The 16,116-nt window shown below is 75.1% G+C and carries 15 protein-coding genes; 5 read left to right on the forward strand and 10 right to left on the reverse strand.

The genetic code is table 11. From position 1 onward, the window contains the following. Positions 1-2: 2 nt before the first annotated feature. From ACIA8R_RS32590 to ACIA8R_RS32605, 4 genes are read left to right on the forward strand one after another with little or no spacing between them, the layout of a single operon-like run. Entirely contained in the window at positions 3-362 is a 360-nt protein-coding gene (locus tag ACIA8R_RS32590) for a hypothetical protein (protein ID WP_397041819.1), read from the forward strand. Next, a complete protein-coding gene (locus tag ACIA8R_RS32595; protein WP_397041820.1) occupies positions 359-979 on the forward strand; it encodes a hypothetical protein in 621 nt (206 codons plus the stop codon). Before ACIA8R_RS32590 ends, ACIA8R_RS32595 begins: the two co-directional genes overlap by 4 nt. Next, positions 972-3,560, forward strand: coding sequence for a tetratricopeptide repeat protein (locus ACIA8R_RS32600; protein ID WP_397041821.1), 2,589 nt, complete (start codon positions 972-974; stop codon positions 3,558-3,560). Before ACIA8R_RS32595 ends, ACIA8R_RS32600 begins: the two co-directional genes overlap by 8 nt. Further along, complete coding sequence (locus ACIA8R_RS32605) at positions 3,557-4,807, forward strand: hypothetical protein (RefSeq protein WP_397041822.1); 1,251 nt, start codon at positions 3,557-3,559, stop codon at positions 4,805-4,807. Before ACIA8R_RS32600 ends, ACIA8R_RS32605 begins: the two co-directional genes overlap by 4 nt. 141 nt (positions 4,808-4,948) lie before the next feature. Here ACIA8R_RS32605 and ACIA8R_RS32610 read toward each other — a convergent pair whose 3' ends face one another. Both ACIA8R_RS32610 and ACIA8R_RS32615 read right to left on the reverse strand, forming a co-directional pair. Next, a complete protein-coding gene (locus ACIA8R_RS32610) occupies positions 4,949-5,482 on the reverse strand; it encodes a DUF1062 domain-containing protein (RefSeq protein ID WP_397041823.1) in 534 nt (177 codons plus the stop codon). A 173-nt stretch (positions 5,483-5,655) separates the two neighbouring features. After that, positions 5,656-6,030 (reverse strand): VOC family protein, encoded by a 375-nt coding sequence (locus ACIA8R_RS32615; protein WP_357708982.1) that lies wholly within the window; start codon positions 6,028-6,030, stop codon positions 5,656-5,658. 158 nt (positions 6,031-6,188) lie between these two features. Between ACIA8R_RS32615 and ACIA8R_RS32620 the strand changes: the two genes are divergently transcribed. Next, positions 6,189-7,313, forward strand: a complete 1,125-nt coding sequence (locus tag ACIA8R_RS32620; RefSeq protein ID WP_364091752.1) for a glycosyl hydrolase — start codon at positions 6,189-6,191, stop codon at positions 7,311-7,313. Here ACIA8R_RS32620 and ACIA8R_RS32625 read toward each other — a convergent pair. From ACIA8R_RS32625 to ACIA8R_RS32660, 8 genes are read right to left on the reverse strand one after another with little or no spacing between them, the layout of a single operon-like run. Continuing rightward, a complete protein-coding gene (locus tag ACIA8R_RS32625; RefSeq protein ID WP_397041824.1) occupies positions 7,229-8,440 on the reverse strand; it encodes a glycosyltransferase in 1,212 nt (403 codons plus the stop codon). The two genes, ACIA8R_RS32620 and ACIA8R_RS32625, sit on opposite strands and share 85 nt — an antisense overlap. Further along, a complete protein-coding gene (locus ACIA8R_RS32630; protein WP_364091748.1) occupies positions 8,437-9,600 on the reverse strand; it encodes a GNAT family N-acetyltransferase in 1,164 nt (387 codons plus the stop codon). Before ACIA8R_RS32630 ends, ACIA8R_RS32625 begins: the two co-directional genes overlap by 4 nt. Next, positions 9,597-10,211 carry a hypothetical protein gene (locus ACIA8R_RS32635; RefSeq protein WP_397041825.1) on the reverse strand — a complete coding sequence of 205 codons (615 nt, stop codon included), beginning with the start codon at positions 10,209-10,211 and terminating at the stop codon, positions 9,597-9,599. Before ACIA8R_RS32635 ends, ACIA8R_RS32630 begins: the two co-directional genes overlap by 4 nt. Next, positions 10,208-11,308, reverse strand: coding sequence for a glycosyltransferase (locus ACIA8R_RS32640; RefSeq protein WP_397041826.1), 1,101 nt, complete (start codon positions 11,306-11,308; stop codon positions 10,208-10,210). The genes ACIA8R_RS32635 and ACIA8R_RS32640 overlap by 4 nt, the downstream gene beginning before the upstream one ends. Then, positions 11,305-12,018, reverse strand: a complete 714-nt coding sequence (locus tag ACIA8R_RS32645) for a polysaccharide deacetylase family protein (RefSeq protein ID WP_364091744.1) — start codon at positions 12,016-12,018, stop codon at positions 11,305-11,307. The genes ACIA8R_RS32640 and ACIA8R_RS32645 overlap by 4 nt, the downstream gene beginning before the upstream one ends. Continuing rightward, positions 12,015-13,349 carry a lipid II flippase MurJ gene (locus tag ACIA8R_RS32650; protein WP_397041827.1) on the reverse strand — a complete coding sequence of 445 codons (1,335 nt, stop codon included), beginning with the start codon at positions 13,347-13,349 and terminating at the stop codon, positions 12,015-12,017. The genes ACIA8R_RS32645 and ACIA8R_RS32650 overlap by 4 nt, the downstream gene beginning before the upstream one ends. Beyond that, positions 13,343-14,644, reverse strand: coding sequence for an O-antigen ligase family protein (locus ACIA8R_RS32655; protein ID WP_397041828.1), 1,302 nt, complete (start codon positions 14,642-14,644; stop codon positions 13,343-13,345). The genes ACIA8R_RS32650 and ACIA8R_RS32655 overlap by 7 nt, the downstream gene beginning before the upstream one ends. Then, a complete protein-coding gene (locus ACIA8R_RS32660) occupies positions 14,626-16,062 on the reverse strand; it encodes a sugar transferase (protein WP_397041829.1) in 1,437 nt (478 codons plus the stop codon). Before ACIA8R_RS32660 ends, ACIA8R_RS32655 begins: the two co-directional genes overlap by 19 nt. Positions 16,063-16,116: the final 54 nt, after the last annotated feature.

Raw genomic sequence — 16,116 nt, forward strand, 5'->3', positions numbered from 1 at the left:
CCATGACGGCCAGCGTCCCTTCGCCGGAGGACGGCGAGCCGCTGCCCTACAAGGAGGTCACCGACGAGGCGTACGCCCGGCTCGCCGCCGGCAGCTTCACGGTGGAGGAGCCGCGTCCGGGCACGCTGATCCTGCGCGGGCCCTGCCCTCGCTGCCGGGCGCCCATGGAGATCCCGCTCGTCAGCGGCATCGTCCGGTCGCCGCGCGCCGCCGGCGAACGGCTGCGCCGCAGGCCGCGACCGCAGCAGGAGACGGTGGAGCCGATGATGTGCACCTGCGAGGACGACCACCCCAACCGGCCGGAGGGCCGCTACGGGTGCGGCGCCTACTGGACGCTCACCGTCTCGGCGGGCCCGCGGTGAGCCACGTCCTCTCCCCCGGTCCGGGCCCCGCCGGTCCGGCCCACCTGCTGGCCGCCCAGGACCGGGAGCACCTGCTCCGTACCGAGCTGCCCAGGGTCCGCGAGGCCGCGGTCGCCTGGCGCAACGGTCTCGGCGGGCTGCTGGCCGCGCTCGTCGGCTTCAGCCTGATCAAGGGCCGGACGGACGTCGGACAGCTCGACCGGGGATGGGCCGTCGTGGTCGGCGTGCTGCTGCTGATCGCGCTGGTCGTCGGCGCCGTGGCCGCGCTGCTGCTCATCCGCGCGGCGCACGGACGGCCCGCGGTCGCCCCGACCAGGACGCTGCCGCCGCGCCGCGCCGCCGACCACCTCGAAGCGCTCGACTCGGCCGCCGCCCTGCGCCGCGGCATCGCGCTGACGCTCCTGTGCGCCGCGCTCCTCGTCGCCGCGATCGGCGCCACCTGGTACGGCCCCGAGGCCGGCAGGCCGTCCCTGTCGGTGACCACCCCGGCGGGCACGACCTGCGGGGCCGTCGTACGCGTCGCAGCGGGACGCGCCGTCCTGCGGACCAGGGGCGGGGAGGTCACCGCCGACCTCGCCGCGGCCACGGCGATCGAGGCGGTCGAGGCGTGTGCGTGACCGTGACAGGAAGGACGCCGACCGGCTCGTCCGGGCCGTGTGGCGGCGGATCTCCCGGTGCGTCGACCGCGGGAACCGCGACGCCTTCGCCGGCCCGTCCGCCCTGGCCGAGACGGCCGCGCTCATGCGGGTCACGGCGCCCGGCGACCTCGGTGACGCGGCCCGGCAGCACCGGCTGGTCGAGACGCTGGGCTGGGCGTGCTGGTGTCTGTATCGTGTCGCGCCGGTCGAGCGGCTGCCGTACCTGCAGCTCGCGCTGGTGTACTTCGAGACCGCGGTCCGGCTCGGGGGCACCCGGCTTCCCGAGCCCCTGAGGTCGGGGTTCGCCGCGGGGGCCGGGCACGCGGCGAACCTGTGGGGAGACCGCGCCCACGCGACGCTGACCGGGACGGCCGAGCCCGACGGACCGGCGCTGGACGAGGCGGTCGAGCTGCTGCGGCTGGCCATCGCCTACGCCCCGGACCACGACAACCCCACGTACGCCGGCGACCTGGCGAACCTGGGCGCCGCGCTGAGCCTGCGCCACCACAGGCGCGGGCACCCCGGTGACCTGCGGGAGGCGATCGCCGTCCTGGAACGGGTCGCGGCGCGTGACGACGCCGACCTGCCGTCGGTCCTGACCAACCTGTTCCACACCCAGCTCCGGTCGGTCCGGCTGAACGGCGGGACGACCCGGTACGCGCTCGCCGACACCGCCCAGCGGCTGGTGGACAGCACCGCTCCCGACGCCCCCGAACGCCCGGAGAGACTGATCTACCTGGCCACCTCGCTGGGCAGGGCCGCCGAGCGCACCGGCCGGGTCGAGGACCTCGAACGGGCCATCGCGGCCGGCAGGGAGGCGATCGGCCTCTCCGAGCACCGGCCGGAGCTCCGGCCCGCGGCCTACGGCGCCACGGCGGGCCTGCTCCAGGACCGGTTCGAGTCGACCGGCGACCGGGCACACCTCGACGAGGCCGTGGAGCTCCTGCGCGCGGCCGGCCACATGCCGCCCGCCCCCGGCCTGGACGTCCAGGGGCTCCTGCGCGCGCTGGCCACACTGCTCGCCGACCGGTACCGCGACGGCCGGGCGTCCGCCGATCTCGACGAGGCCACCCGGCTGGCGTACCGGCTGATGGCCGAGGCCCCACCCGGCGGCGAAGACGCCCGCGAGGCACGCACCCTCATGGCGCGCGTCCTGGCCTTCCGCTTCGAGCACACCGGGGAGCTGGACAGCCTGCTGGAGGCCGTCCGCCTGATGCGCGAGGCCACCGGCGTGGCCCACAGCACCTCGGCCGACCACGGGCAACTGGCCGTCGTCCTGCGCAAGCTGCACGAACGCACCGGCAGCCCCGAGGCGCTGCGCGAGGCCATCGCGGCCCACCGCACGGCGATGGCCATGGCGCCCCAGGACGAGCACCGGGCGTCGTCCTCGTCCAACCTGGCCTTCGCGCTGCGCAACGAGTTCGAGCTCAGCGGCGACCGGCAGAGCCTCGACGAGGCGATCAAGGTCGCGGGCGACGCGGTCGAGGCCACCCCTGGGGACACCGTCGAGCGCGTCGACCATCTCGTCAACCTGGCCACCGCGCTGCAGACCCGGTACCAGCACTTCGGCGACTCGGCCGACCTGGAACGCGCGGTGGACCTCTACCGGCGATCACTGACCGGCCCCCTGCCCGGCACCGACCAGCAGGTCACCTGCCTGCTGAACCTGGCGCAGGCGCTGCTCGACCGGCACGCGGCGCGCCGTTCGGACGAGGACCTGGCCGCCGCCGTCGCCCTCACCGAACGGGCCGCCGGCCTGCTGCCCGACGGCCATCCCCGGGTCCCGGCGGCCCTGGCCGGACAGGCCCTGGCCCTGGCCGCCCGCGCCTCGGGCCCTGACCTGCGCCGGGCGATCGGCCTGCTGGAACGGGCGGTGGACGGCCTGCCCGACGACGACCCGATGCGCTCGTTCCTCCTGTCCAACCTGGGCAGATTCCTGCGCGACAGGTTTTCCGAAGCGGGCGACCCGGCCGACCTGCGCCGGGCGGTGGAGGTCTCGGAGGCCGGGCTGGCCCACACCCCGCCCGAATCGCCCTTCCACGCGCAACTCCTGCTGAACCTGGGCAGCGCCCACGCCGACCTGTTCGGCCAGTCGGGGGCGTCCGCGTCCGCCGACCGGGCCCTGGACTGCTGGCGGCGCGCCGCCCTGTCCGCCACGGCGGCCACGTCGGTACGGATGACCTGCGCGATCGCCTGGGCCCGGATGTCGGCCCGGCTGTCACCGGGGTCGCCCGGCACGATCGAGGCGTTCGGCACCGCGATCGAGCTGCTGCCCGTGCTGACCTGGCCGGGCCTGCCTCGTGACGACCAGGAGCGGATGTTGCGGCCGACGATGCTCCTGGCCGGGGACGCGGCGGGCGCCGCGCTCGACGCCGGTGACGCCGGCCTCGCGGTCGCCTTCCTCGACCAGGGGTGCAGCGTCCTGTGGTCGCACCTGCTCGCCACCCGCTCGGACCTGTCGGAACTGCGCGAGAGGGACCCGGCGCTGGCCGCCCGCCTGGACGCGGTCCGCCACCGGCTCTCCGGCTCCGAACCCGCCACGGGAGGAGGACTGCCGTGACGCGTGAGGAGGACGTACGGGCCGATGTGCCGCGTGAGGAGGAGGTACAGGCCGTCTTACGGCGTTGTCTGGACGTGGCCGGGGACTCCGGGGAGCTGGTCTCGCGGCTCGCCGGAGAGCCGCTGGCGGAGACGGCCGCGTTCGCCCGGCGGCTGCACGACCTGCTCCAGGGCGCCGGGCCCGACGCCGGGGCGGCGGCGACGGTCGTACGGTTGATCGACCGGCGCCGGTCGGCGATGGCCGCTCTGGGGATCGAGCACTCGTTCGGCGAGCATGTGCCCGACAGGGTCCTGGACGGCTGGGACGCGCTGGTCGACGCCGACGGTCTCGCGGCGGCCGCTGCGGCGGTGGTCGAGTTCTCGATGACGGCGCAGGAGGAGTTCGACTCCTTCGCGCAGGTGCTCGTCGCCGACGCGCTGGCCCGCCAGGACGAGGTCAACGCAGTGCGCTACCACGCGCGGTGGGAGCTGCTGCGCGAGTGCCGGGCGATCGGCGTACCCGCGACCCTCGCCCGGCGAAGCATCCCCGGCCTCACCGACGCACTGCACGCGATGACCGCCTACGTGGCAGCCACCCCGCCCCCACCTCCCACCGTGCCCCCGCCTCCGGTCGTGGCCCCGGCGCCGATGGAGGAGGTGCTTCCCCCGGTGGTGCGCGCCCTGCGCCAGGGCGCCGCCGCCCTGGCGCACGCGCTGCCCGAACGGGACGCGGCCCCTCTCGACGGCGCCTCTCTGGATGCGGCTGTCGAGCTTGCGCGGTGGGCTCGGGAGGCGACGCCGGATCTGGCGCCGTACGCGCCGCTGCTCCGCGGCTTCCACGCGACACTGCTTCTTGTACGGCACCGAAGGACCGGCGACAGGAACGACCTGGAGCTCGCCGCCGACGGCCTGCTCGCCGCGGTGGACGAGTCGGCCTGGATCGACCCGTACGCGCCCGTCCTGGTGGCGGCGGCGAACGTGTGCCTCGCCCGCCTCTGGAGGTCGGACGCCACGCACGACCAGCGACGCCTGGACGCCTTGATCGGCTGCCAGCGCGCCGCCGGGACGTTCGCCACGGGCGAGGCCGAGGCGGAGCTGTCGTGGTGGGCCGGCCGGATGAGGGAACTGGCCCGGTCCGGGACCGGATCGGTGACCGCCGCCGACGTCGCACGCCTGGAGAGGGCGCGCACCGCGCTCCGCACCCGCGCCGGACCCGGCGGCGAGCTGCCGATCCCCCTCCTGCCGGGCCTCCCACCGCTTCCCGGATGACCGACGCCCCCTTTCTGCGGAGGCCCGCGAGTGGCCCGGCAGGTCGGCGACGAGCACGGGCGGCCCGGAACGCGGGCGATGACCGCAGGTGGGCCGGCAGACGGGTGCCCGTCTGCCGGCCCGATGGACCCGCCGCTGAACCTAGGGACTGATCAGGAGGAAGGAGAAGTCCCGTTTCGTCCTGCGGTTCGGCGGGATGTCGATCTTGACCCGGCGGGCGATCTCGTCCCGGCTGACGCCCAGCCCGAGGCCGATGAGCCGATCGGGACGCACCGGCACGGGATCGTCGAAGGTGACCATGACCCGAAGGGGCCACGGACTCTCGGGGACGGCGGGCGCGCGGAGTTCCCAGCACCCGTGCCAGTCGAGCGCGTACCGGTTGCGGCGGGCGGTCAACGGGTCGAGAAGGACCTGCGCGGCGAGGGACGGCGAGTTGGCCGAGTAACCGGCCAGCAGGCGGGGGGCCAGCGACCGGACCGGAACCCGGTCGTGGACGGTGAGCTTGCCGGTCCGGTCACAGGAAAGGCAATTGACCAGGAGCCAGACGTCGAGGAGCTTGCCGTTGGCGTTGACCCGGAACCTGCCGTCACCGACGGTGGCGCGGTCGGACGGGCAGGCCACGCACCGCAGGACGAGCAGGGGCAGGCGGGTGCGCCGCACCACCCAGGGCAGCACGATATGAGGATGTGAAGACATGATCTCTCTGAAGACCTGACGAAGAGCACGGAAAACAGAGCCGACGGCGTCCGTCGGCGACCGATGCGCAGGAAGGTGTCAGGTCTAGAGAGCAGGCGGCGTCATGCGCGCGAAGTCCTCACGAAGGGATGGGGGCCGGTGGGGGCAGGGGCTCAGCTCAGGCGGGTGCGCAGCAGGCAGAACTCGTTGTCCTCGGGATCGGCCAGGACGTGCCACGGTTCTTCGCCGGTCTGGCCGACGTCGGCCGGGCGTGCTCCGAGCTTCAGCAGGCGTTCGAGTTCGGCGGCCTGGTCGCGGTCGGTGGCGTTGACGTCGAAGTGCAGTCGCAGCCTGCCTGTCTTGGGCTCGGTGGTGGGGCTGAAGACGAGTGTCGGCTGCAGCCCGCCGAACCCTTCCCGCGGCCCGATCTCCACCGCGCCGTCGTCCTCGGTGTCGAGCACGACGAAGTCCAGCACCTCGCACCAGAAGGCCGCGAGCCGGTGCGGATCACGGCAGGGGACGATCAGTTCGGAGATGCGGCTAGCCATGATCGGCACACTACCGGCGGCGGGTCGCACCCGGCCAACGCTTTACGGCCCGGGGTGACTCCCACGTGCGGCCACCTTCACGATCACTTTTGCTGTGACTTGATCACCGGAGTTCTCTCTTTGGGTACGTGAGCTGATACACCCAGTAAGGGGGAGCGATGACCGTGAGGATAGCCTGGGTCTGCGCGCTGTTGGTCGTGATCGCCGTGGTGGTCCCGACGGCGCTGAAGGCGAAGCCGCGCAAGCAGCCGTCCGCCGCCCGCCCTGACGTGTCCGGCGTCCCGTTCGGGGTGTTCCTCGCCTCAGACTGGCGCGGGCCGCACCTGATGAGCGCGTTCGAGGCGTGGCTGGGAGCGGAGGTCCGGGTGGGGCGGACGTACGTGCCGGGCGAGGCGTGGAACGCGCTGGGCGGGCCCGACTTCGTCCTGCAACCCTGGATGCGGTGGCGGGCCGCCGAGCCGTCGCGCATGCTCGTGCTCAACGTGCCGATGGTCATGCCGAACGAGGGCGACCTCCCGGACGACACGGTGTCGGTGCTGCTGAACGCCGGCGCGGACGGCGCGTTCGACCCGTACTTCGACCGGCTGGCCCGGACGCTGGTCGCCGGGCACGCACCGGACACGGTGATCGTCCCGGGCTGGGAGATGAACGGCCTGACCTACTCCAGCCGCTGCTCGGCCGATCCGCAGGCGTGGATGGCGTACTGGAGGCGGATCGTCACCGTGATGCGGGCGGTGCCGGGGCAGCGCTTCCGCTTCGACTTCAGCCCCAACCGGGGCCCGGACGCCATCGGCTGGACCGAGTGCTACCCCGGCGACGACGTGGTGGACATCATCGGCATGGACAGCTACGACCAGGGCCCGGGCCAGCAGTTCTCCGACTACGTCGACCAGCCGTACGGGCTGGAGGCGCAGGCCGAGTTCGCGTCCTCGCACGGCAAGAAGATCTCCTTCCCCGAGTGGGGGCTGTTCCGGTACGGCGACCGGCCGGAGTTCGTGCGCGCCATGCTCGACTGGATCGCCCGGCACGACGTGGCCTACCACTCGATCGTGGACTACTGCCCGCACGGCGTCTGGCGTTGCCCGGCCAACCCGAAGTCGTCGCGGGTCTTCCGTCAGCTCATGCGCGACCCGGGCTTCCAGCCGGGGCCGTCCGCGCCGCCGACGTTCCCACCGACCTTTGAGCTGCCGACGCCCCCTCAGCCCAGCCCGGCCGTCTCCTCCGTGGCCGTCTCCTCGGCTGCGGACGTCCCCGCCCCGGCGGCCACGCCGGCTTCGGGCTGACCCGGCCGCGCCAGCCGCAGCGTGTGCGCGGCCAGCCGGTCGAGGGTGACGCCGAGGTCGAACTCGGCCGCCCGCGACGGCGCCGCCCGCTCCTCCTCGTGCCGCATGGCCGGGTCGGTCAGCCGGGCCACGATCGCCACGGCCAGCGCCGCCGGGTCCCGCGGCTCGACGAGCGCGCCGATCTCCGGGGTGACCACCTCCGTGAGACCGGGGACGGCGGCGGCCACCACCGACCGCCCGGTGGCCATGGCCTCCAGCACGGTCAGCGGCAACCCCTCCCACCGGGACGGCAGCGCCACCAGGTCGGCGGCGGCGTACCAGGGCCGCGGATCGCCGCTCGCCCCCGGCATGAGAACGCCGGGCGGCGCGTCGCGGCGCAGCCGGCCGTAGTCGTCCCCGTCGCCGACGAGGGCGAGGCAGGCGTCCGGGACGCAGGCGGCGATCTGCGGCCAGGACTCGACCAGCAGGTCCTGGCCCTTCTGCCGGGTGATCCGGCCGACGCAGACGACCAGCGGCGCTCGCCGGGAAAGGCCCAGGTCACGGCGGGCGGCGAGGCGCTCGTCGGGCGTGGCGGGCGGGAAGCGGGCCAGGTCCACGCCGTTGCGGACGACGGTCAGCGGGCCGCCCACGCCCGCGTCCCGGGCCTGCCGGTACTCGCCCTGGCCGACGCAGAGCCCGAGCTGCGTCCACCGGGTGGCGACGCGTTCCCAGAGGGTGGAGGCGGTGGCGAGCGTCCCCCGGCAGGCCAGCCAGGACCAGCCGTGCGGCTGGAACAGCGTCGGCACGCGGCCACGCAGCACCGCCCGGCCGACCAGCCCGGCCTTGGAGGAGTGCAGATGCACCACGTCGGGACGGAACCGGCGCACGATGCGCCTCAGGGCGACGGCGGCGGCCAGGTCGGCCGGATGCGGCGCCCGTGCGGCGGGCCACGGCAGGTGCGGCAGCCCGATCGCGGCCAGCCGCTCGCCGAGCCGCCCTCGCGGGGGTGCGGCGACGGCGACCGTCCATCCGCGCCGGCTCTGGTCGGCGCAGGCGCTCTCGACGTAGGCGGCGACGCCGCCCTCGGTGGGCTGGGTGACGTGGAGCACGCGCGGCGCCCGTGGGCCGTGCGGGACGAAGGACGTCATCGCGCCCTGCGCAGAACCCGGTCGAGCGCTTCCCACCGTCGGCCGAGCGCGCGGCCGCGCACCCGGTCGAGCGTCGCCCACCGCCCGCGGAGCGTCCGGCCGCCCACCCGGGCGCGGGCCGCGAGGGCGTAGGCCGTCGCGACGGGCGTCCTGGCCAGCAGGAGCCGGTGGCTGACCGCGCACTGTCCGCCCCATTTGGTCTTGTGGGACTCGGCTCCGCGCAGCAGCGACATCGTCGGGCGGCCCAGCTCGTGCGCGAGCCCGAGGTCGGTGCGGAGCAGCAGGGTCACGACGTCCACCTGGGCGCGCAGGTCGGGGTGGGTGCCGTAGAGGTAGCCGCCGACGAAGTCCTTGCCGACGATCACCAGGTCCACCGCGACGACCTGGCCGTCGAGGTGGTACTCGATCAGCCGCGCCTGCTGCTCGGCCACCAGCCGCCGGGCGGCGCGGGCCAGGTGGGCGCGGAAGCGCGGCTTGGTGTGCTCGACGTTGATGCCCCGGCCCTGCCACTGCAGGGCGTGCAGGTCGAGCAGGCGGGCGACGGCGTGCTCGGCCTCGGCGGCCGGGACGTCCCTGACCTGGATGGGGGCCTCGTCCACGCGTCTGAGCTCGCGGCGCAGCTTGTTCCCGTTCTTGCCGGGCAGCCCGGCGAGCAGCCGGCCGAGAGGGACGCCGGGCAGTTCGACGCACGTCGAGGCGGGCAGCCGCCAGGAACGGCCCGGCCAGGCCGCCGCGAGCCGTTCGGCGTCCGCGCCCGGCCGCACCTCGGGCAGGTCGAGCACGTCCCATCCGGGCAGCTCGGCGAGGGCCCGGCCGAGTGCCGCCGGGAGGTCGGGGTCCCCGTCCTCGATCAGGACGTCGGTGAAGTCGGACTGGTCGCCGCCGAGCGGCCGCAGGACGCGCAGCCCCGCCCGGCGCACGGTCATGACGGGGGCGGCGGCCACCAGCCGTCCCCGGCGGCGCAGCAGGACGGCGCTCAGGTTCGCGTTCCGGCCGTAGGTCTCCCACCACGACGACAGCCAGACGTGCGACTGGAACGGCGTCGCGGCCGGGGAGCGGTCGTGCAGGTCGGCCCACTCCCCCGCCAGGGCGCGCAGGCGGCTGGAGCCGGTCACGACCTCGGTGGCCAGGTCAGGGGTCTGCCGGGTCGTGGTCGTCATGCGGACACCGTGTCGGCCGGCCGACGTGCGGGCGCGGCCTCCTGATCGTCCCGGCGCCCCCGGGCGGGGACCGCCATCCAGATCAGGGCGGCCAGCAGGAGCCCGGCGGCCGTGGCCACGGCGGTGGCGATCAGGGGCTGGGGCGAGCTGGGCGAGGCGGGCGGCACGGCCGGGGCGAAGCTGGACAGGCGGACGCCGGTGTCGGCGCTGTGCCGGTTGGCGTAGGCGGTGAGCGCGCTCGCCACGCTGTTGGCCCGCCTGGCGGCCTCCTCCGGGGTGCCGGCGATGGCGGCCAGCCGGATCAGCGGCGCGTCGGGCGAGGCCGACGCCTGCAGAGTGGTCCGCAGCAGCTCGCCGTCGGCCAGGTAGGCGTCGCCGTTCCCGGCGAGCAGGCCGGGGTGGACGGCCACCCTGGCGTAGGCCTGGGCGAAGTCGGCGTCCTGCGTGGGGACGCCCTGCCGCGCCGAGCTGACCACCGCGTAGGCGTCGGCGGTGTAGACGGGCTCCTGGACCAGCGAGTACGTCAGCCCCGCCCCCATGCCGATCAGCGGGAGCGCGAGCAGGGACCAGGTGCGGAGCGCGCCGGCGGCGCGCTGGACCGGGTGAGTCATGACAGCCTTTCCTGGTGGCGCCTGGCGAGCAGGCGGTCGTAGAGGTCGTGCAGGCGCCGGGCTTGCCGGCGCACGTCGTAGCGGTCCAGGGCGGGGGGTGGCGGCAGGCGCGTGCGGGGCGCGGCGAGGAACGCGGCCAGCTCGTCGGCCAGCCGGTGTGACGGCACCCGGCGGGCACCGGGCACGGCTCCGGGCGGCAGGTCGTCGATCGCCGGGCACGAGCCGTACAGCACGGGCAGGCCCGCGGCGAGCGCCTCGACGACGGCCAGCCCGAACGTCTCCTCCTGCGAGGGGGCGGCCAGCACGTCCATGGCCGACAGCAGGGCCGGCACGTGCGCGGTCTCCCCGGCGAACACGACGCGCCGCTCGACGCCGAGCCGCGCGGCCAGCCCGCGCAGCCGGGGCTGTTCAGGGCCGGTGCCGACGAGCAGGAGCACCGCGCCGTCCAGCCGCGGCAGCGCCTCGACGAGCAGGTGGAAGTTCTTGCCCGCGACCAGGCGGCCGACCCCGCCGACGACGAACGCCTCCGGCGGGATCCCCAGGCTCAGCCTGGCCGGTCCGGCGGCCCGCGGATCGTGGCGGAAGGCGGACAGGTCGACACCGTTGGGGATGGTGACCACGCGTGCGGGCGGCAGGCCCCAGCCGTGCAGCCGGTCGGCCACGGCCGGGGAGACCGCGACGACGGTGTGGGTCAGGCGGGACGTCGTGCGGTAGAGCGTGCGGATCGGCGCGGTGACGGGCCGTCCCTCGATGTGCCGGGCCCCGGCCGAGTGCTCGGTGGTGACGACGACCGGCACGCGGGCCAGCCGGGCGGCGAGCGGCGCGTAGACGCAGGCCCGGTACAGGTGCGCGTGCACGACCTGGTAGCGGCCGGCGCGCATGAGGGCGGTGAGCCGGGGCAGCGCGCGCAGGTCCCGGTTGCCGCCCATGCCCACGGCGCGTACGGGCGTCCCGCCGGCGCGGATGGCGTCGGCCAGGGCGCCGGGCCGGGTCAGGACGGCGACCTCGCTGGCGCAGTCCATGTGGGGCAGCAGGGTCCGCAGTTGCTGCTCGGCCCCGCCCGCGGCCAGCCCGGTGATGACGTGCAGGACCTTCATCGGGCCAGCCCCCAGCGCAGCCGGTGGCAGGCGTTCTTGGCGAGCAGCCGGGCGGCGGTGTCGCGGTCGCCGACGTAGCGGCGCGGCAGGGCGTGCGCCCCGGCGAGCCTGCCCGGACGGACGGCGCAGGCGTGCTCGTACCCGGCCCGTCGGACGGCGGCGACCTCGCGGGCGGTCAGCTCGCCGTAGGGATAGGCGAAACCGGTGACGGGGGCGCCGAGCACGTCCTGGAGCATGAGCTTGCTCGTGGTCAGCTCGTCGGCGAGCTCGCCTGGGGCGGCGGCCGGCAGGTGGGGGTGGCTGTGGGTGTGGGAGCCGACCTCCATGCCGGCGGCGGCCACCCGGCGCAGCGTGTCGGCGTCCATCAGGGGGCGGGGGGTGACGTCGCGGTCCCAGGCGTTGTGGCCGCCGATCCGGCCGGCGACGACGTAGACGGTCGCGGTGAAGCCGTAACCGGCCAGCACCGGGACGACGTCGGTGGCGAAGTCGGCGTAGCCGTCGTCGAAGGTGAGCCCGACGAGCCCGCGCCGGTCGCCCGGATGGTTCAGCAGCTCGTGCACCGAAACGCCGCGCAGCCCGCGCCGGGCGAGCCAGCGGATGTGCGCGGCGAAGCGCTCGGGGGTGACGACGATGTCGAAGGGGTCCTCGTCGCGTTCGGCGACGGAGTGGTACATCCAGATGAGCGGCAGCGCGCCGATGCGCGTGCTCATACGCGCTCTCCTTCCCTGACGGTCGTGACGGCCCTCCGGAACGGCGACAGGCCGAGGCGATGGAGACCGGCCAGCATGAGCGCGGCGGTCACGGTGATTCCGACGGCGTTGGCCAGGGCGATGCCGCCCTGCGCCATGCCCGGGACGAGCGCCACGGACAGCGTCGCGGTCAGGGTGAGGCCGGCGGCCATCGCCAGGGCCGGGTACCACAGCTCGCGCCCGCCCCCGGCGCAGAAGTAGGCCCTGCAGACCACGCTCACGACGGTGTGGCCCAGCAGGCCGATCGTGTACAGCCGCAGGACGTGCTCGGTGGCGGCGGCGTCCTGGTCGTCGAAGGCGCCGCGGTGCAGCAGCAGGCCCACGACCATCGGTGCGAAGGCGACCAGCAGCGCGGCGGCGCCGACCGTGACGGCCGCCGCCGTCGCCAGGTCGCGGGCCAGCAGCCGCCAGGCCCGTACGGTGTCCCCCGCGGCGATGCTGCGGGCCAGGTGGGGGTAGGTGACGGTGGCCAGCATCAGCGAGACCACCATCGGCACCTGGGCGATCTTCTGGGCGTAGTTGAGATGGGAGATCGCGCCGGCGGGCAGGTCGGCGGCGAGCACGCGTTCGACCAGCACCTGCCCCTGCCGCAGCAGCGTGAAGGCGACGATGGGCAGCAGCGCGGCGACCGGCAGCACCAGGCGGCGGGGCATCCGGCGGGGCAGGCCGACGCGCCGCAGGTACGCCGGCGCCTGCATGCCGACCATGAGGACGGCGCCCACCGCGACCCCCCACGCGGCGGCCCGCACGCCGAGCGTGTCGTGCCAGACGACCAGGCAGCCGACGAGGGCCACGTTGTAGGCCAGGCCGGTGGCCGCGGGCGGGCCGAAGACGTGATGGGCCCGAAGGGCCGCGCTGGCGTATCCCGCCAGCGCGAACGGCAGGACGCAGCCGCAGCAGATCCGCCAGCACTGCACGGCCAGCCCGGCCTGCGGAAGGCCGGGGGCCAGCGCCGCCACCAGCCAGGGCGCGAACGCCGCGGCGCACACGGCGACGGCGGCGAGCGCGGCGGCCAGGGCGGGCAGCGTCCGCTCCACCAGCGCCGCCCGCTGTCCGTCCCCGGTCGCCGTGCTGAACAGCGGGATCAGCCACAGGGCCATCGCCCCTTCGATGAGCAGCGGCGCGGCGGTCTCGGGGACGGTCCAGGCGACCAGGAAGGCGTCGGTGTCGGCGTTGGCGCCGAACAGCGCGGCCATCAGCAGGTCGCGTACGTATCCGAGGGCCGAGCCCGCGCCGACGAGCATCGTGGTGAGGGCCGCGGCGCGCAGGTCGGCCGCGCCCCGGCTCAGCACGCGGGCCGCCGCGACGGGAGCGCGGCGTCGGCGCGTCCCATCGCCAGGCCCAGCATGACCGACATGACCAGGCTGGTCGCGCCGCCGATGTCGGCGTAGGCGAAGTCCACCGCCAGCCACGTCATGAAGCCGGCGGCGGCCAGCCCCGCCGGGCCGGACCGTCCGGGACGGGCGAGCGTGCGCACGAGCACCCCGCCCACGAGCAGCGCGAACGCCGACAGGCCGACGAGCCCCTGCTCGCTGAGCACCAGCAGGTACATGTTGTGCGGGGACAGCAGCGGCTGGCGGCGGTAGCCGCCGGTCGCGTCCTCGATGTCGCTGCCCGAGGACAGGGCCAGCGGCGCGTAGGTGTCACGCCAGGCGGCGAACCCCTTGGGACCGACGCCGGTGACCGGGTGGTCCTGCCACATGCGGGCCGCCGCCTGCCACAGCTGGTACCGGTCCGACACCGATCTGTCGGGCTGGACCACCGAGGAGGAGATGGAGGCGACGCGCTCGGCGACGATCCCGCCGGCGGGCGCGCCCAGGAGCGTCAGGAGCACGGCCCCGGCCGTGGCGGCGACGGCGGCACCCACGGCCGGCCGTGCGCCGCGCAGCACGAGCATCACCGCCACGGCGCAGCCGACCGCGACCCAGGTGCCGCGGCTGAGGGACATGACGAGCGGCGGGCAGAGCGCCGCCGCGGCGATCAGCGCGGCGACGCGCCGGCGAGGGCCGCCGGCGAGCGCGACCGCCAGGGCGATGATCAGTCCGAAGCTGACCATGCTGGCCAGCGCCATGACCTCGCCCGCGCCGAACGTGCCGACCGCGCGGATCGGCAGGCCCGCGTAGGAGGCGCCGCTGCCCGTGAGCGCCTGCCGGCAGCCGATCACGGCCTGGACGAGCGACACGGCGGCGACGGCGCCGCCCACCAGCAGCAGGTCCGACCGCCGCCGTACCGCCACCGTCACGGCGACGGGGACCAGGACGAACACCTGGAGGAACCGGGCCAGGCCGGGCAGCGCGAGCAGGACGTCGGACGCCGTGAGGGCGGCCGCCGTCGCCGCGAGCGCCGCGGGTGCGACGAGCAGGGCCCACCTGCCGGGACGCGCACCGCCCCGCGCCAGGCTCACCACCACGGACACCAGCAGCGCCAGCGACATCAGGTCGGCGACCTGCGGCTGGACGACGTCCGCGGTGTGCGGCGCGGCGGGCACGCACACCGCGATCACCGTCAGCGCGGCCCAGAAGCTCGGACGGGCCGGCAGTCGGCCCAGGGACGGCAGGAACGTCCTGATCACGATCGTCCCGGCCACAGCAGGCAACCGACCGTCCGGATCATGATCTTGATGTCCCGGCGCAGGGACCAGGTGTCGATGTAGTGGTTGTCCAGCCGCGCCCGGTCCTCGATCGAGGTGTCGCCGCGCAGGCCGTGGGTCTGGGCCAGGCCGGTGAGGCCGACGGGCAGGCGGTGGCGGCGTCCGTAGTGGTGGTCGCCGCGCGAGAACAGCTCCACGAAGTGCGGCCGTTCGGGCCGGGGGCCGACCAGGCTCATGTCGCCGCGCAGCACGTTCCACAGCTGCGGCAGCTCGTCCACGGAACAGGAGCGCAGCAGCCGGGCGGACCGGGTCAGACTGGGGTCGTCGGCGATGCTCCAGCGGGTGTCGGACTCGCCGGCGCGCAGCGGGGCGAAGGTGCGGAGCTTGACGATCTCGATGGGCGTCCCGGCGATCCCCACCCGGACCTGCCGGAACAGCACCCCCGGTCCTCCCTGCCTGCGCAGCAGCAGCATGCAGGCGAGCAGCACCGGGGCGCTGACGACCAGTCCGGCCGCGGCCAGCCCGACGTCCAGGGCGCGCTTGAGCGGCCAGGACGCGCGCCGCTGCGGCAACGGCCGCATGCGCAGCACCGGGAACCCCCGGACGTGCTCCCCCACGGGGACGAAGTCGACCAGCACGCCGCCGGGCTGCGGCGCCAGGTACACCGGGTAGCCCGCCTGCCGGGCCTGCTGCGCGAGCCGGTGGGTCTGCTCCTCGCCGCCCGGGGGCGGGGCCAGGACCACCACGCGGGCCAGGTGTCTGCGTGCCATGGTGAGCAGGGTCTCCGGGTCGTCCACGATCGGCTCGTACGGGGCCTGGCCCAGCACGTCGCCGGCGCCGCCGACGGGCAGCAGGCCGTACTCGGTGTGGCGCAGCAGGGTCAGCGCGAGGTTCCTGGCGTGCGCGCCGGAGCCCACCACCAGCGTGGGCACCAGTGCGCCGCGGCGGCGGGCCTGGCGCAGCACCGCGTAGACCAGTCCGCGCCCGGTCAGCGTCAGCCCGAGGTAGGCGACGACGACCCGCGACGACTCGGCCGTCCAGGTGATCAGCGTCGTCTCGTGGTCCAGGGCCACGACGGTCAGCGCGCCGGCGATCGCGGTGGCGCATCCCCCTCGCCACATCCATCCGTCCATGACGGACGGCGACAGCCGGATCCGGTACGTGCCGCCCGCCAGGTTCAGCAGGACGAGCAGCCCCGCCGCCAGGCAGGCGAGCAGCACGCCGTACCCGGCGTCGAGAACGGGCGCGGCCAGCGCGACGGCGTCGACGCTCGCGTCGGCCAGGGAGCAGATGGTCCAGCATGTCACCGGACGCCGCCGGCCGGGGGCGCGGCGGGAGGCGCCTCGCTGCGACAGCAGCATGCCCTTTGACGGGGAGTGCGGGAAGGGTTCTTCTTCCCGAAGGGGTGTGACCATATCTGCTCCATTGCAAAAAGACAACGGCGATCCATAAAGAGTGTGATATCCACG

This window comes from Nonomuraea sp. NPDC051191 (genome assembly GCF_044455665.1).
Lineage (GTDB): Bacteria > Actinomycetota > Actinomycetes > Streptosporangiales > Streptosporangiaceae > Nonomuraea.

Coding starts and splice junctions, on each gene's coding strand:
- ACIA8R_RS32590 (WP_397041819.1), top strand. CDS start 3: ATGACGGCCAGCGTCCCTTCGCCGGAGGACGGCGAGCCGCTGCCCTAC.
- ACIA8R_RS32635 (WP_397041825.1), bottom strand. CDS start 10,211: ATGACTCACCCGGTCCAGCGCGCCGCCGGCGCGCTCCGCACCTGGTCC.
- ACIA8R_RS32630 (WP_364091748.1), bottom strand. CDS start 9,600: ATGACGACCACGACCCGGCAGACCCCTGACCTGGCCACCGAGGTCGTG.
- ACIA8R_RS32615 (WP_357708982.1), bottom strand. CDS start 6,030: ATGGCTAGCCGCATCTCCGAACTGATCGTCCCCTGCCGTGATCCGCAC.
- ACIA8R_RS32620 (WP_364091752.1), top strand. CDS start 6,189: ATGACCGTGAGGATAGCCTGGGTCTGCGCGCTGTTGGTCGTGATCGCC.
- ACIA8R_RS32645 (WP_364091744.1), bottom strand. CDS start 12,018: ATGAGCACGCGCATCGGCGCGCTGCCGCTCATCTGGATGTACCACTCC.
- ACIA8R_RS32625 (WP_397041824.1), bottom strand. CDS start 8,440: ATGACGTCCTTCGTCCCGCACGGCCCACGGGCGCCGCGCGTGCTCCAC.
- ACIA8R_RS32660 (WP_397041829.1), bottom strand. CDS start 16,062: ATGGTCACACCCCTTCGGGAAGAAGAACCCTTCCCGCACTCCCCGTCA.
- ACIA8R_RS32640 (WP_397041826.1), bottom strand. CDS start 11,308: ATGAAGGTCCTGCACGTCATCACCGGGCTGGCCGCGGGCGGGGCCGAG.